Raw genomic sequence first — 16688 nt, 5'->3', positions numbered from 1 at the left:
GTAGTTCAGTTGGTTAGAATACCGGCCTGTCACGCCGGGGGTCGCGGGTTCGAGTCCCGTCCGCTCCGCCACTTATTAAGAAGCCTCGTCGAAAGACGGGGCTTTTTACCGTTTACAGATTGGACTCTCACGAGCCTTCGGCTTGAGTCCCGATCGAGCGCGACCCCGGCCGTTCCGCCACTTATACTAAGCCCAGTCGAAAGACTGGGCTTTTTTACGTTTGAAGGTTATGTTCGCCTTGCAGGCGAATGAGTCCCGCAGGTGCGCCAGCCTGACCGCTCAGTATCCCCGCTCAGCTAAGCCATAACTCGAACTTGACTGGCTATCTTGGCAATCATTCGGATAGCCAGGATTGATGACCGTGCCTACAGTTTTCTTACCTGCACAATAATCAAATCGCCCTTTCAGGTAGCCAGCACGGTATTCTTCATACTCAACCTCAGAAAAGCCACCGCGTTTGCCGAGATCTATTTCATTCAACTCACGATAGCCTTGCTCTCCATGATAGGTACCAAGCTCTTCCCACTGCTTGTTTTTCGCCAAGTCGGTTTCATGCTGGCTTGAACAAGCACCTAGAAAAGTGAGTGAAATACCCAGTAAGCAAAGACCAAGTAACCTAGCCATGGTTTTTCCTCAATTAACGAACTGAGTTAATTATGGTTTATCCATTGAGAGTTGCCACTGCCCGGCGGCCGCTTTCGCTCATTGTCCCCAGCATTGCTAATAATAGCCCCATACCAGCTCCTATCACCATCAATCCTCCCAAGTGCCAAGCTTGGCTGATCCCCAGTTTTAACAGGCCATTGCTTAGCAGTGACGCAAACACCATTTGGCAGGCCCCGGAGAGGGCTGAGACCGTACCCGCTTTGTTGCCATAAGGGACGAGCAGCAGCGATTGGGCACAAGGAAAAGCGATACCGTTGGCCATCGCCATCAGGAAGTGACCAGTGACCATCCAGATCGGTGACAGGGGGGCTGCAATTAATACTGAGCCGGCCAATAAGTGTAGCAACGGAGAAAGCATAAGCATTCTCTGTGTTCCTAGGCGAGGGCGAAGCCTTTGGCAGATTAAACCACCACATAGCAAGCCGAATGCAGGCCCCATTGCCCAAAGAGCGTAACGCTCGGAAGTCATCCCGATCTGTATCTGCATGATAAACGGCATCATCGAGATAGACAGGACAACCAGCGAGAAGTTAACCCAGCCGATACCGGCGAAGGAAAGGAAGTGCCGATCTTGGATTAATGACTGATAGGATCTGGCCAATTGGTTGACAGACTGGGGGCGTTGAGTTGTTGATAGGGTTTCAGAAAAGCACAGTAGCAACAGTATCCAGACAATAGCGATATAGCCCAGCAGCACGACAAACACCGTTAGCCAACCAAAATGGTGGTTCACAATTCCGCCAACGACGGGGGCCATGATCGGGGTAAAGGCGGCTACAATTGCTAACCAAGTCATGGCTTTGACCAAATCTTGGCGTTGGTAGCTATCTCGAATAGTGGCCCGTGCTAATACTGCCACACTGCCTGCGCCCATCCCCTGGATAATCCGGCCTAGCAGTAACCAATGGAAGGTGTCTGCTTGCAAGACAGCGACCGCCAACCCTAATGCAGCAATTAATAAGCCGCTTAACAATACGGGCCTACGTCCAAGGACATCGGATAATGGGCCATAGACAAGCTGTGAGGCACCGAAGCTGAACAAGTACCCTGAAACTAATAACTGGGCTTGTTCAGTAGAGAGTTGAAGGGAGACAGCAATGGCAGGTAGTGCTGGAAAGACCAGTCCTAAACTTAATTGTCCGATGCTGACAATTAAGCATGCAAGCAATAGTGGTTTCCAGTTAAATCCGGCCATTTTATCTCCTGTTGTGTGGATTATCCCTAAGTAACCTTAAGTTGCTGGATTCAGAACTTAATCAATGTGCTCAGTTCAAGGGAAATAACCGAATGGAATAGTTAGCCTATTGCTAAGTTATTTGACGCTGAAGTAGGGGAATTGATTTGTACCCGAAGGGCGAGGTTGCTCAGGACTATGCTGTGTTAGCGACTTTAGAGACTCGGTTGGTCAATTGCCGCCGACCCTTAACTTCCAGCCAATTCTTGCTGAACCAAGCATACTTAGGTGGCTTGGGTGTAAATATTATGCACGCTTAGAAGGGGAAGGATAAGCAGCGCAGGCTCAATGGATTATTTCCCAGTGGGAACGAGTATTAACTTACTTACTGATCGTGTAGGTAAAGGGGCTTGAGAAGGAAAATTTGCTGCCAGTGGTTTGTACCTTGCCTTGCTTCATCGCAACCAGTACTTCTTTTTGCACTTTGACCAAGGAGAAGAAGCGGATCACCATAAAGATGATGAACATGGGCATGATGATTTGAGTCACCGGCATGCTGTGTAATACCAGTTCGTTTATCAGCCATACTGCCAGCATTAGCAACATCACATACAATGAATGGGGTTTAAGGATGATTTTGATCTCGCTATCAGTTTCTTCCCGTTCACAGAAAAACGTCATTACTTACTCCTTATCTTTGTTTGCTGCTACCTTCTCATCAACGTCAGAAAGAAAAAACGCCTCTGATGAGGCGTTTTGTTACAGGCGATTAATTGTTGCTGTGTAACTCGCTGTTCAGCTCTACCGCTGATTTGTTTGCCAGACACTCGATCTGACCTGTCACTGAGTTGCGACGGAACAGTAGGTCTGAAACACCTGCAAGATCGCGTGCTTTCACCATTTCGACTTCCTGGCCGCTCTTATCTAGCATGCGGACTTTTGAACCCGCCGTCACGTATAGACCAGACTCGATAGTACAACGGTCACCCATTGGGAAACCTAGACCGGCATTGGCACCCAGTAAGCTATTTTCACCAATCGATACAACGACTTTACCGCCGCCAGACAATGTACCCATGATAGAAGCACCACCACCGATGTCAGAGCCGTTACCTACAACAACACCTGCAGAGATACGGCCTTCAACCATGCTCACACCGGTTGTACCCGCGTTGAAGTTGATGAAACCTTCGTGCATAACGGTTGTGCCTTCACCCACGTGGGCACCTAAGCGAACACGTGACGTGTCAGCAATACGCACGCCAGTCGGTACTACGTAGTCGACCATTTTCGGGAACTTGTCGACACAGTCGACAGTGATAGTTTCGCCATTCAGGCGAGCTTCCATTTGGCGATCAGCCAGCTCAGGCAGATCGATAGGACCTTGGTTGGTCCAAGCGATGTTGTGAAGCAGACCGAAAATACCGTCTAGTACCACGCCGTGAGGCTTAACGAGGCGATGAGAGATAAGCTGTAGCTTCAGGAAGCCTTCAGACACTGAAGTTGGCGCTTCGTCAGTAGCAAGGATCACAACAACAAGCGGTTGTTCTGAGGTCGCAGCCTTAGTTGCGAAGCTTGCGCTGGCTTCTTCACCTGCAGCGCTGAAAGCGGCTGCAAGGTCGGCGCTCTGGGCTGCCGTGATTTCGATAGCCTGATTACCTTCCTTGTAATCGACGATAGCGGCAATGGCGTCAACTAGCGCGTCAGCTGGATTTAGGATCGGGGTTGGAAAAAACGCTTCGATGATTTTGTTATCGCGGTTTTTGGTTGCAGTTCCAAGGGCTAGTGAAAAGCTGGCCATTACTGTTGGTTCTCCATGTCAAAGTAATTCATGCCGGACTATAGGTCGGCAAAGTGTGATGAACCCATCATAAAGACACTTGCGCCGATATTGAAGGGGGGAGGGAGGAATCGGTGAAAAATGATGAAATTATGACAATGAGAAACGGCTATCGCTATTGATAATTTTAGCGTCGGAACATACGGCTGCCGAAAACAAAAAAACCTCCCAGAAAAGGAGGTTTATCATGAAGGATATTAGTCGGTTTAGTTATTAAGCCGCATCATCTTGTTGCTCGGCAACAACTTCAGGCTTAACCGCTTTTTTCTTCGGAGCGGCTTTCTTCTTCGCTCCTAGTGCAACTAGCACGTCTTCACGTTTTTGTGCCAAGAATAGCGAAAGCTCTTCTTGTTTGGCTTCATCCTCGAAAAGTTCACTTTCGCTTAGCAAAGTAAACATCTCGTCAGCCATATCTAGCATTTTGTCGTATGCGTCGGCTTCGGACTTAGAGGTGAAAGTCATCTTTTCTTCTCCGTTGCGCTCAACTACATATTTGACGATAACAGCCATGGTCACCCTCTCCCGAAATTGATTTACTGGCTGTTTATACAGTAGCATTAAGGGCTATGTCCAGTGATAAGCGTGTTAATGTGATGGCAAGAGAAAAATTTTCGCAAATATATGCCCGAGCCGCAGAGCGCAAGGGGGGAGTGGGTGTGCTAGAAAGCATGTTGGCGACGCCATTGTCAGCTGAACAGCTAAAACAGATAGGTGATGATCGCTGGTTGGCAGCATTTACCCAGAAAGTTTTTCAATCTGGGATCAGCTGGCAGGTTGTACGTAACAAATGGCCCAATTTCGAAGAGGTATTCTTCGGCTTTGATATTGAAAAGATGTTGTTGATGCCGTCCGAAATGTGGGAGCGAAAAGCGACTGAGCCAGCGATCATCCGTCACTTGGGCAAGGTGATGACTATTCCTGATAATGCTCAGATGATCCACGAAGCTGCGCTTGAACATGGATCTTTTGCCGCTATGGTCGCTGACTGGCCGCAGGATGACATTACAGGCCTCTGGCGCTATTTAAAAAAGCACGGCAAGCGCTTAGGAGGCAATACTGGCCCTTACACATTACGTATTATGGGCAAAGATACCTTTATTCTGAGCCGGGATGTTGAAGCCTATTTGCGTCAGACCGGAATTATTGATGGTGGGAGAGATACGCAAAAATCATTGAAGGCTGCGCAAACAGCCTTTAGTGACTGGCAGCAGGAGTCTGGCCGAGCGATGTGTCAAATCAGCCAGATCATTGCGTTCAGTAGTGGTGATAACCGGGTGTGATTTTATAGGCGCCACTGCTGACAAAAGGTGATGAATAGCTTCAGCAATGGGCTTTGGTATTTCTCTTTGTGGTAGAGCAACCAGTACTGACGTTGCATATCGAGCGGTAACGGCAGAATGGTAAGGCGGTTGTCTTTGACTGCATGCTCGACGGCGCGGCGGGAGAGGCAGGTAATACCAAGGCCTGCAGCAGTACAGTTGATAATGGCCTCAGTGTTGTTGAGCTCAAAAGCCTGATGCCAATTTTCCAGTCGCGGGGCCAGACGGCCAAAGAAATATTCGCGGGTCCCGGAGCCCGGTTCGCGCAGTATCCATTCGCTGTGTTCAAGATCGCTCAGGCCAAGCTGCTCAACCTGTGCCAGTGGGTGGGCGGGGTGGCAGGCCACCACCATTTCGTCACCCAGCCAAGGGATCACGGCCAGGTTGTCGGCTTGTACCTTACCTTCGACAAGGCCGATATCTAACTCGAACTCACTGAGCATATGGCAGATTTGGGCGGTATTGGCGATAAACAGGCTCTGATCACAATGGCCAGAGTTTTGGCGGAAGTCCCGCAGCAGGAACGGGGTCACTTGGTTGCCGACAGTATCGCTTGAGCCGATCTTAAGCTTTCCGGTTACCGGGCCTTCTTGGCAAAACAGTTGCTCGATATCCTGGCTGCGCGCCAGTAGCTCATCGGCCAATGGCAGTAAACGTTTCCCCTGTTCGTTGATCAGTAGGCGGTTATTGTTGCGGTCAAACAGCTTGTGCCCAAGTTGTTTTTCTAGCTCGGAGAGTGCCATGCTGACAGCGGGTTTGGAGAGATATAGCTTCTCGGCCGCCGCGGTAATGGTTAGCTCTTGGGCGACAGTGACAAACACTTTTAATTGGCGTAGGGCGATATTCATCAGGTTGTCTCTTGTTTTGTCTATTTATTTTGCCTTTGGTTTCGTTTTTCTTAACGATGCATTAATTTAATTCAAATATCCTAAACGATTAAGTGCCAATAAACTAGCTGGGTATTAAATAGTAGTGACATGCTGTCGTTGGGGAGCAAAGAAATGATTACCGTAACAAAGCAAAAAGTACTCGGTGCTCCGACACCAATGGCTGGCTTGGCTTTAGGCATTGCTAGCCTTGGTTGGTGTTGGGAAAATGCCGCGGATCTTGGAGGTCAAGGACAACGGGTCGGGGCTGGGATAGCGAGTATCTTGTTGATGGTGTTGCTGGTTAAGTTTCTTATTCACCCCAAAGCCCTGTGGCAAGATCTCAGCCATCCGGTTGTGGGCAGTGTCGTACCGACGTTTGCCATGGGGGCCATGGTCGTGTCTAAGGCCTTGGGGGGCGACTATCCGATTGCAGGCCAGGCTTTGTGGCTAGCAGCCGTTGTACTGCACCTGATCTTTTTGGCACTGTTTACTTACCACCGCGTAAAAGATTTTGAGCTGCACCACATGGTTCCAAGCTGGTTTGTCCCACCTATTGGTATTATCGTCGCTGATGTGGCTTTTCCTGGCGGTGCGTTGCGCCCATTGGCGGAAGGTCTGCAACTGTTTGGTATGGGGATTTATGCTGTGATGCTACCTCTGATGATTTACCGCCTGATGTTCCGTCATGAAATTCCCGATGCCGCCAAACCAACGATTGCGATTATGGCTGCGCCCGCAAGTCTATCTCTGGCTGGTTATCTCACTGTCACCCCGCAACCATCACCGGTCATTATTGCCTTGCTTGGCGGGATTGCAGTACTGATGACATTTGTCATCTACTTGGCATTATTCCGCCTGCTACGTTTAACGTTCAGCCCAGGCTATGCCGCATTCACTTTCCCGTTAGTGATCAGTGCGACAGCGATGTTTAAAGCGACTGCTTGGATGACCACTCAGGGATATGATGTGGAATATATCCAGCAGGTGTCGGCCTTAGCTCACTTTGAACTTTATGCTGCGACGGCGGTAGTGAGTTATGTTGCCCTTCGTTATGCGGCATTCTACCGTCCAGTTTCTCAGTTGCTGCACTGCCTGACACCTCGCCGTGCGTGATATGTGGCATGGAAGCTCGGTGCTTGAGATGTCATCTGACTAATAGCCCAGCAATGCAGGGCTTTTTAATGATTTGAATTTGCAGCTAATCCATTGATGATAGACAATCAAAGGTAATTTCCTCTACCGGTGAGTCACTCGCGTGTTTACTGTTTATCACTCTAATCAACTGGATCTTCTTAAGTCCCTGCTTGTTGAGCTTATCCGTTTGGATCCATTGGCCAATCCGTTCGAGCAAGAACAGATCTTGGTCCAAAGTCCTGGTATGTCACAGTGGCTGAAATTGGAACTGGCGAAGTCTCAGGGGATTGCCGCCAATATCGAATTTCCGCTTCCGGCAACGTTTATTTGGAACATGTTCACCCAAGTGTTGAGTGATGTGCCAGAGCGTAGTGCCTTCAACAAAGAGGCCATGACCTGGAAATTGTTGCAGGTGCTACCAGAGCAGTTATCGCGTCCAGAGTTCGTGCCGCTGGCTAACTACCTGTGTGACGATCCCAATCTCGTCAAAAGTTACCAGCTGGCTGAAAAAATCGCCGATATCTTTGACCAATATTTGGTGTATCGGCCGGAGTGGATCCAGTCTTGGGAGTCTGATGTGATAGATCCTGAGCTGGTGGAAGATCACCCGTGGCAGCCCTTGCTGTGGCAGTCGCTTTATGATCACACCTTGGCTCTGGGCCAGTCGCCGTATCACCGTGCCAATCTGTATGACCATTTTATCGAGACCCTTGAAGGTTATTTGCAAAGTGGCTCGCCATTACCCAAAGGGCTGCCTAAGCGGTTGTTCGTATTTGGTATTTCAGCATTGCCGCCGCGTTATCTCGATGCGCTAGCGGCGCTGGGTAAACATATCGATGTCCACCTGATGTTTACCAACCCTTGCCGGCATTACTGGGGTGATGTACGCGATCGCAAATTCCTTGCCCGATTGGCCGCCAAGCAACGCCAGCAGTTGCAGTGGTGTGCTGATCACAGTGAACACGGTGCGGTGATCTCGCCGCTCAAAGGGGATATTGAAGCCAATGTGGTGGATGAAACCCATGAGGGAGCCGTCGGCAATACTTTGCTGGCGTCACTTGGCAAGCTAGGCCGGGATAACTTGTATCTGCTATCGGATATGGAAGCCCATGAAGTTGAGGCGTTTGTCGATATCGAGCCAGATTCACTGCTCCATGCCGTCCAGGCCGATATCCTCAATTTGGACGATCGAATCAATGATGAAATCACCGAGTCCAGTCACCATAAACTGGCCATTGCCGCCGATGACAACTCGCTGAGTGTCCATGCCTGCCACTCGCCGATGCGCGAGGTCGAAGTACTGCACGATAATCTATTGGCGATGCTGGCGGAGAGTCCTGATTTATCACCCCGTGATATCGTGGTGATGGTGGCCGACATCAACAGCTACAGCCCATACATCCAGGCGGTATTTGGCAATGCGCCGGGTGATCGCTATATACCGTTTTCTATTTCGGATCGCAGTGCCGATCAGGAAAATCCCGCGTTACTCGCTTTCTTGCGTCTGTTGGCATTGCCGGAAAGCCGCTGCCAGGCATCGGAGCTTTTGGAGCTGCTTGAAGTCCCGGCGGTCATGGCGCGGTTTGGCTTTGATAGCGACAAGTTCGAACGGGTCAAGCTGTGGATTGAAGAAGTGGGGATCCGCTGGGGGCTGGATGATGACACCGCCGAGGAGTTCGCCTTACCACGCCAGCAGCAGAATACTTGGCTGTTCGGTTTACAGCGTATGCTGCTAGGTTATGCCATGCCACAAGAGGCCGGGTTGTACCAAGGCGTGCTGGCCTATGAAGAAGTGCAAGGGATGGATGCCGAGATGGCAGGCCAGCTTGGTCTGTTCATCGAAACCTTGATGCATTATCGCCAGCAGTTGGCACAACCGCAGCCGATTGCGAGCTGGATAGCGGTGCTCAACCAGATGCTGGATGACTGCTTTGCGGTGGATATTGATGGCGAGATGGTACTCCGGATGATCCGCGACAAGATCCAGCAGCTTGAGCAGCAGTTGGCGGATGCCGGTTACCAGGCCGATATTACCCCTGCGGTGATGCGCGATTACCTCAATGGCAAGTTATCGGGTGAACGGATCAGCCAGCGCTTTTTGGCTGGCCAGGTGAACTTCTGTACCTTGATGCCGATGCGCTCTATCCCGTTCAAGATCGTGTGTTTGCTGGGAATGAATGATGGTGTCTATCCTCGCTCGATCCCGCCCGAAGGGTTTGATCTCATGGCGGGCCAAACCCGTCACGGTGACCGCTCGCGCCGGGATGATGACCGTTATTTGTTCCTCGAGGCTATTCAGTCTGCCCAGCAAGCCTTGTATATCAGTTATGTGGGGCGTTCTATTCAGGACAACAGCGAGAAAGTCCCGTCGGTACTGGTGAGCGAATTGCTTGAATATTGCCAGCAGGGATATTGTCTTGACGGTGATGAAGCCTTACCCGTTGACGAGTCGGCACACAAGTTGGTGACCAACCTAACCAATATCCATCCATTGGTGCCTTTCAGTCCGCAGTCTTTTAGCGGTGGTAACAATAGTTATGCCGCAGAATGGCTTCCGGTCGCTAATCAGGCTTTCATCGAGCCTGAAATATTCCAGTCTGTGCCGCTAGAACCGGATTTGAGCGACGACAGGGCTGAGGGCGTTTTGGAGCTGGCGGAACTGAGTAGATTCTGGCGTTTGCCGGTGCAGTATTTCTTCAACCGCCGCTTGAAAGTGTTCTTTGATAGTCATCAGGGTGGGCCGGAAGATGATGAGCCCTTTGCCCTCGATGGCCTGGGACGCTACCAATTACGTGAAGCCTTGCTGACGACTTTCCTCGACTGTCAAAGGCAGCCTTCACAAGGCAAGCCAATAAACCGAGATCAAGTGTTCGAGCAGTTTGCTCGTTACCAGCAGGCGGCTGGAGGCTTACCAGTGGCACAATTTGGTGAGCTGGAATTGTTGGAAGAGCGTGTTCAGATAGAGCAATTGGCCGACAGCGTGGCCCAGTTTATGGCTCAACCGCTACCGGATGTTGAAGTGGACTGCGTGGTGACGGTTGCAGGGCGCGGGATCCGCCTGCAGGGGTGGCTCAAGCATGTCACTCAGCAAGGTTTGGTCCGTTACCGACCAGGGAAAATCCGGGCGCAGGATATTTTGGCCTGTTGGCTGGATCATTTGTGTTTTGCTGTCATGAAGCCAAGTCAACCGACCTATCTTGTTGGGGTTGATGGCTGCTGGCAGCTCGAACCAGTATCGGCAGCGTATGCGGTGGAACAATTGGCGGTACTTATAGAAGGCTATGACCGCGGGCTAACCCACCCATTGCCCTATTTCCCCCGAACTGCCCATGCAGGGATCCAGGCTTGTATCGATAAAAAGGGACAATGGTGTGACGATCCTACGACCTTGACGAAAGCCGACGGCAAGAGGGCTGAGGCGTTTAACGGCGGTTATATGTTCGACGGTGAAGGCAATAACAGTTATATCCACCGGGTGTGGCCGCTATGGGATGACGAACTTGCTGCGCAGTTGTTGCAGTGGGAAACCCATATTCTAAGGCCTGCTGTGATGCAGTTGCGAGAGGTTGAGCTGGACTAATTGTACTTGTGGGTAAGGCAGGGAGGTGTAGTGTGGCCGCCAGCAAATCATTTTTGATTGTAGGGTGTTCGCTGTACGGCCACCGGTCCAGAGGTGACCAAGTTTCGTGGTTCAGATACTAGCGGAGCCACTGGGTGGAAACCGTGAAATGTCTCTCATATTAATAGATGAGTTAGTGCTTAATTTCGATATATTTATTTGAATTAGTGCTAGATCACAAAAAATAATTTTGTACGGGCGGGGTTTTCTGATGAAAGCGTGGCCCAGTTCACTGATAGGAATCGGCGTATTCTATGACTCAACAATCTCTTCTCATTACTCCTGAGCCGCTGGAGCCGATGTGTTTCCCGCTCCACGGCAATCGCTTGATAGAAGCGTCGGCCGGTACCGGGAAAACCTTCACCATTGCCAGTTTGTATTTGCGCTTGCTGCTTGGTCATGGTGACGATCAAACTCGGTTCCCCCGTGAGTTGACCGTTGATCAGATTTTGGTGGTGACCTTTACTGAAGCGGCGACCGCTGAACTGCGTGATCGTATTCGTCGCCGGATTCATGATGCCCGTTTGGCGTTTAGCCGGGGCAGCAGTAATGATCCGGTGATTAAGCCGCTACTGGCTGATATTTCCGATCACAAGGCGGCTGCCGCGATCTTGCTTCAGGCCGAACGGCAGATGGATGAGGCCGCGATTTTTACTATCCACGGTTTCTGCCAGCGGATGTTGACCCAGAATGCTTTTGAGTCGGGCAGTTTGTTCAACAATGAATTTGTTACCGAAGAAAGCCACCTGCGGGCGCAGGTCGTGGCCGATTTCTGGCGCCGTAATTTTTACCCGCTGCCGCGAAGCCTGGCGGCCGAAGTTCGGAAAATATGGGCTGCCCCGGGGAGCTTGCTAAAAGAGATCAACCGCTTTTTGTCTGGTGCTGAAATCACCGTTCGTGCCCCAGTGCTGAGCGGCAGTCTTGAGCAAGTGCATGAAGATAATTTGCAGCGCATCAATCACGTCAAACGACTGTGGCGAGACAGTGCCGATGATTTGCATGACATTATTGCCAGCTCTGGGGTGAACAAGCGCAGCTATACCAAAACCAGTTTGCCCAAAGCGCTGACTGAAGTCGGCGAATGGGCCGAGCGGGATAATACCGGTTACCAATTGCCAAAATCGCTGGGTAAATTTGACCAGCACGTGTTATTTGAGAAAACCAGCAAAGGCCAGCCACCGGAGCATCCAGTATTTGTGGCTATCGGTGAGCTGTTAGCGGACAAGCCCAATGTGCGTGATCCCTTGCTGGCCCATGCGATAAAAGAGTGTCGCCAGCTGTTGATTGATGCCAAGCAGCGCAAGGGTTGGCTCTCTTTTGATGATCTGCTAACCCAGCTTTCGGCTGCATTGAGCCAAGATGAAAGCGGGTTGCTGGCGAGCCGGATCCGCCACTTGTTCCCGGTGGCGATGATCGATGAATTCCAAGATACCGATCCGCTGCAGTACAGTATTTTCAGCACCATTTATGGTGAGGGCCGCTATGGTGAAGACCACCTTGAAAGTGAGCAGCCAGAAGATATGAGATCCCTTTGCGGCCTGTTTATGATTGGTGATCCCAAGCAGGCGATTTATGCTTTTCGTGGTGCTGATATTTTCACCTATATTCAGGCACGACGTCAGGTTACCGCTCACTATACATTGGGCACCAACTGGCGCTCGACCGCGGAAATGGTGGGTGCCGTCAACCGGATATTCCAGCACCCAGACCGACCGTTTATCTACGATGAAGACATTACCTTCTTGCCGGTTGATCACAGCCCGAGGGCCCAAGGACGCGGTTGGCAACTTGATGGCGTGAAGCAGCCTGCCATGTGTTTTTGGCACCAACAGGCCGAAGAGCCGGTGAAGAAAGGCGATTACCAGCAGGTAATGGCCGAAGCAACGACCGCCGAAATTCAGAAAATCCTCACCCAATCGCAGCAGAACAAAGCCGTATTGGTGGACGTTGAGCAAACCCGGCCAATTCATGCCAGTGATATTTCGGTGCTGGTGCGTACCGGTAGCGAAGCGGCCTTGATCCGCCGTACCTTGGCCGATCAAGGCATTGCCAGTGTTTATCTTTCTAACCGCGACAGCGTATTTGCCTGTACCGAAGCGGTGGATGTATTGCGTTTCTTACAGGCGGTACTGACCCCGGAAGATGACCGTAATATGCGCGCCGCATTAGCTTCAAGTTTGTTTGCCCTGACAGCACATTCGCTTGATGCGATGAACACCAGTGAAACCGTCTGGGAGCAATATGTCTCGGAATTTCGTGGTTACCGCAAGTTGTGGCAAAGCCGCGGGGTGCTGCCGATGCTGCGCCACATGCTGGCCCAGCGTAAGATCCCGGAAACCTTACTGAGCCAAAACGGTGGTGAAAGGCGGGTAACCGATATCCTGCATATTGGTGAGCTGCTGCAACAGGCGAGCCAAACCCTCGACAGTGATCATGGCCTGTTGCGCTGGCTGGCCGAGCATATTGAAGAGCCCAACGGCAATGCCGATGAGCAGCAGTTGCGCTTGGAGTCAGACCGTAACTTGGTTCAGATTGTTACGATCCACAAGTCCAAAGGGCTTGAATATGACATCGTCTTCCTGCCATTTGTCTGTAGTTATCGTGAAGCCAATACTGCGCTGTTTCATGATGAGCTGAGCCAGCAGTCGGTGCTGGATATCGCCGCCAGCGAAGAAAGTATGGAGCTGGCCGAGAAAGAGCGGTTAGCGGAAGATCTACGCTTGTTGTATGTGGCACTGACTCGTGCCGTGTATGGTTGTTATATCGGGATGTCACCGATCCGCAACGGTTTGAGCCGCAAGGAGCCAACAGGCTTGCACCGCTCGGCGATTGGCTGGTTGGTACAAAACGCCCAAGAGGGCGGCTTGACCGAGTTGGCAAATGCGCTGGACGCACTGGCTGTGCAATCTGAAGCGGTAACGGTACTGCCACCGCCGCCCTTGCCTGATAGCCCGTGGCTACCGGTTGAGGAAGAGAAGCCGCAGTTGTCGGCATCCGTGTTTGATAAACACATTGACCGTAGCTGGTGGATCACCAGTTATTCGGGGCTGATAAAACAAGGCCATAGCCATCATGATGCCTCTTTCGAGTTACCGGGTTTTGATACCGATTCATCGGGTGATGAAGCCTTGGGTGATGAAGAGATTGAACCGGCCCGCTCGATTTACACCTTCCCGAAAGGGGCAAGGCCGGGGACCTTCCTGCATACCTTGTTTGAGGAAATTGAGTTTACTGCGCCGGTCGACAGTCCGGCAACCACAGAGAAGATCCTGGAGTTGCTACGGCTGGAAAATTATGACGAGGAATGGCTGCCGGTATTGCAGACCATGATCCGCGATGTACTGGCGTGTCCGCTCGATGGTGATGCGATGCGGTTAGGTGAGATGGCGCCAGCCCAACGCCTGACCGAAATGGAGTTTATGCTACCGATCAATTTGTTGTCGGCACCATTACTCAACAAGGTGATTGCCCGTCACGACAAGCTGTCAGCCAAAGCTGGTGAGCTGGGTTTCGCCACCGTCAGTGGCATGCTTAAGGGCTTTATTGACTTGGTGTTCGAGCACGATGGCCGTTATTACGTGTTGGACTGGAAGTCAAACTGGCTGGGTGACGATCCAAACGTGTATCGAGGGGACATGCTGGATCATGCAATGGTCGATCATCGTTACGATCTCCAGTACCAGCTTTATGCGCTGGCCTTGCACCGCTTCCTGAAAAGCCGTAAGGCTGACTATAACTACGATGACCACTTCGGTGGTGTCTATTACTTGTTCTTGCGGGGAGTTAAGGCAGGCAGCGATAGCGGTATATTTCGTGCCAAGCCTTCTTTGGCTTTGCTGACCGAGCTGGAGACTTTGATTGATGGAGAATCACCCGATGCTTAACCACCTTGAGACCCTTGCTAACCTAGAGACTCTTGTCCGCCAGGGAAGTCTGCGTCCGCTGGATCACCAGTTTGCCAAATTTGTTGCACTAAGCAGTAGTCAGCCGGTTGTTGGAAGCCAGGCTGAAGCGGCAGTAACGATTGATCCGCAGGTGAGCCGTTTAGTCACGTTAGTTGCGGCGCTGGCAAGCTATGAGCTGGGGCAGGGACATGTTTGCCTGCTATTGTCGCAGATTGATACCGCACGGCTGTTTGGCCTGCCAAGCAAGCTCAGTCTACCTTTGCTCGATGACTTGCCAGAGCCCCACTTATGGCAAGCCTTGCTGGCACAGTCAGGGGCAGTCTCGGACGGTAGCCGCGCAACACCACTGGTGATGGATGGCGAAAGGGTTTACCTCAACCGCTATTGGCAGTTCGAGCAACTGGTCGCTTCCCAGCTTCGCCTGCGGGCGCAAGGAGGAGGAAATGATCTTCAGCCTGAATTGATGGCCTCCAAACTCGATGAATTGTTTGCCCGTGATTACCGTTACTTGTTTGCCGCCTTGCAACAGCTTGAGCAACAAGGGGGCACCGCGCAGGATCGTCAGCGGGAAGTCTGTGACAAGCTGGATGTTGTCACCTCATCCGCTTTGGATTGGACGGCAATAGACGCCGCTCTTGTCGTTGCCGACAGTGTCGAGGCGCTGTCGGTATTGGATACCTTGGTACCGGCCGAGAGCTGCCTTAACTGGCAGAAAGTCGCGGCAGCTGTTGCCCTGACTCGTCAGTTTGCGGTGATCTCTGGTGGTCCAGGTACCGGCAAAACGACCACGGTCGCCAAATTGCTGGCGGCCTTGGTGACCCAGGCTCTCCAGCGTAATGTGCGGGACGAGCAGGGAGCGTTGTTATTACCTGATATAAAGCTGGTGGCACCTACGGGTAAAGCGGCAGCAAGGTTGACCGAGTCGATTGGTTCGGCGGTGGATTCTCTTGCGGTTGACGACGTTGTGAAAAGCAATATCCCGACCCAGTCCAGTACCATTCACCGTTTGCTGGGTGCTATCCCCAACCGGGTGGCTTTTCGTCATAACCACGAAAACCCGCTGCATTTGGATGTCTTGGTGGTGGATGAAGCCTCGATGGTGGACTTGCCGATGATGGCGCGATTGCTCGATGCATTACCTGCCCATGCCAAGCTGATCTTGCTGGGTGATAGGGATCAGCTGGCTTCGGTAGAAGCCGGTGCGGTACTGGGGGATATTTGTGGCTTTGCCGAACAAGGCTACACGACTGAGCAAAGTCAGTTACTTGGCCAATTGACGGGTTTTCGCTTCCAACAAGCACTGGCTGCCCCGTCTGCGGTGGCCGATAGCTTGTGTATGCTGCAAAAGAGCTATCGCTTTCATGCCCAGTCGGGGATCGGCCAGTTGGCCAAGGCGATAAATAGTGGTAAGCCTAATCTGGTTGAACTGGTTTGGCAAAAGGGCTTTCGCGACATTCAGTTTTATCCGCTGGGCAGCGAAAGTTACCAGACGATGATCACCAATGTGGTGACCTTCTATAGCGATTATCTCGATGCTATTGCCGAAGGCAAAGTGCCGGGGGATGTACTCAAAGCCTTTGCCCAAGTGCGCCTGCTGTGTGCGGTACGTGAGGGTGACTTTGGCGTTACAGGCTTGAATCAACGAATTGAACGGGCTTTAACCCGCAAGGGCAAGATAGCGCCGGGTGACGAGACTTGGTATGTCGGCCGGCCGGTGATGATCAGTCAAAATGATCATGGACTGGGGCTCTATAACGGTGATATTGGGATTGCGATGTATGACAGCGAGGTCGATCCGCAAACGGGTAATCGCAAACTCAGGGTGTACTTCGAGATGCCGGACGGCACTATTCGTGGTGTGCTACCAAGCCGCTTACCCGAGCACGATACGGTGTATGCCATGACGATCCACAAGTCGCAGGGCTCTGAGTTTGCCGATACCCTGATGGTACTGCCACCTGATTTTAGCCCGATCCTGACCCGTGAGTTGGTGTACACCGGGGTGACGAGGGCGAAATCCAAGCTCTATATGTTTGCCACCCATGAGGTACTCAAGCGCTCGGTGACCATGCGTACCGAGCGGGCGAGTGGTTTGGCTAGCTTGTTATCCTAAGCTGAATTACATTCTGCTAGCAGTTTTGTTCTGTTCTTGAGGTTGGTAG

At 51.6% G+C, this 16688-nt stretch carries 11 protein-coding genes; 5 read left to right on the top strand and 6 right to left on the bottom strand.

What is annotated here, in order from left to right:
* Positions 1-279: 279 nt before the first annotated feature.
* The 5 genes from ACVA53_RS14565 to ACVA53_RS14545 form a co-directional block, all read right to left on the bottom strand.
* Complete coding sequence (locus tag ACVA53_RS14565; RefSeq protein WP_446505450.1) at positions 280-624, bottom strand: DUF2799 domain-containing protein; 345 nt, start codon at positions 622-624, stop codon at positions 280-282.
* A gap of 37 nt (positions 625-661) precedes the next feature.
* Positions 662-1861 (bottom strand): multidrug effflux MFS transporter, encoded by a 1200-nt coding sequence (locus ACVA53_RS14560; protein ID WP_446505449.1) that lies wholly within the window; start codon positions 1859-1861, stop codon positions 662-664.
* Between the two features lie 360 nt (positions 1862-2221).
* Complete coding sequence (locus ACVA53_RS14555; RefSeq protein ID WP_255042397.1) at positions 2222-2521, bottom strand: hypothetical protein; 300 nt, start codon at positions 2519-2521, stop codon at positions 2222-2224.
* An 88-nt stretch (positions 2522-2609) separates the two neighbouring features.
* Positions 2610-3641 (bottom strand): 2,3,4,5-tetrahydropyridine-2,6-dicarboxylate N-succinyltransferase, encoded by a 1032-nt coding sequence (dapD, locus tag ACVA53_RS14550; RefSeq protein ID WP_255042398.1) that lies wholly within the window; start codon positions 3639-3641, stop codon positions 2610-2612.
* Between the two features lie 252 nt (positions 3642-3893).
* Positions 3894-4190 carry a YebG family protein gene (locus ACVA53_RS14545; RefSeq protein ID WP_446505448.1) on the bottom strand — a complete coding sequence of 99 codons (297 nt, stop codon included), beginning with the start codon at positions 4188-4190 and terminating at the stop codon, positions 3894-3896.
* Between the two features lie 83 nt (positions 4191-4273).
* Between ACVA53_RS14545 and ACVA53_RS14540 the strand changes: the two genes are divergently transcribed.
* Complete coding sequence (locus ACVA53_RS14540) at positions 4274-4960, top strand: DNA-3-methyladenine glycosylase I (protein WP_446505454.1); 687 nt, start codon at positions 4274-4276, stop codon at positions 4958-4960.
* Between the two features lie 2 nt (positions 4961-4962).
* Here ACVA53_RS14540 and ACVA53_RS14535 read toward each other — a convergent pair whose 3' ends face one another.
* On the bottom strand, positions 4963-5847 hold the full coding sequence (locus ACVA53_RS14535; RefSeq protein ID WP_255042400.1) for a LysR substrate-binding domain-containing protein: 885 nt from the start codon (positions 5845-5847) through the stop codon (positions 4963-4965).
* Positions 5848-6000: 153 nt separating this feature from the next.
* Here ACVA53_RS14535 and ACVA53_RS14530 point away from each other — a divergent pair, with 153 nt between their 5' ends.
* The 4 genes from ACVA53_RS14530 (at position 6001) to recD (ending at position 16639) form a co-directional block, all read left to right on the top strand.
* Positions 6001-6981, top strand: coding sequence for a TDT family transporter (locus tag ACVA53_RS14530; protein WP_446505447.1), 981 nt, complete (start codon positions 6001-6003; stop codon positions 6979-6981).
* 142 nt (positions 6982-7123) lie between these two features.
* Positions 7124-10582, top strand: a complete 3459-nt coding sequence (gene recC, locus ACVA53_RS14525; protein ID WP_446505446.1) for an exodeoxyribonuclease V subunit gamma — start codon at positions 7124-7126, stop codon at positions 10580-10582.
* A 293-nt stretch (positions 10583-10875) separates the two neighbouring features.
* Positions 10876-14505, top strand: a complete 3630-nt coding sequence (recB, locus tag ACVA53_RS14520; protein WP_446505445.1) for an exodeoxyribonuclease V subunit beta — start codon at positions 10876-10878, stop codon at positions 14503-14505.
* Positions 14483-16639, top strand: a complete 2157-nt coding sequence (gene recD, locus ACVA53_RS14515; RefSeq protein WP_446505453.1) for an exodeoxyribonuclease V subunit alpha — start codon at positions 14483-14485, stop codon at positions 16637-16639. The genes recB and recD overlap by 23 nt, the downstream gene beginning before the upstream one ends.
* Positions 16640-16688: the final 49 nt, after the last annotated feature.

This window comes from Photobacterium sp. DNB23_23_1 (genome assembly GCF_052873815.1).
Note: the sequence above shows the minus strand (reverse complement) of the source record. Positions and strands in the feature narration are given on the sequence as shown.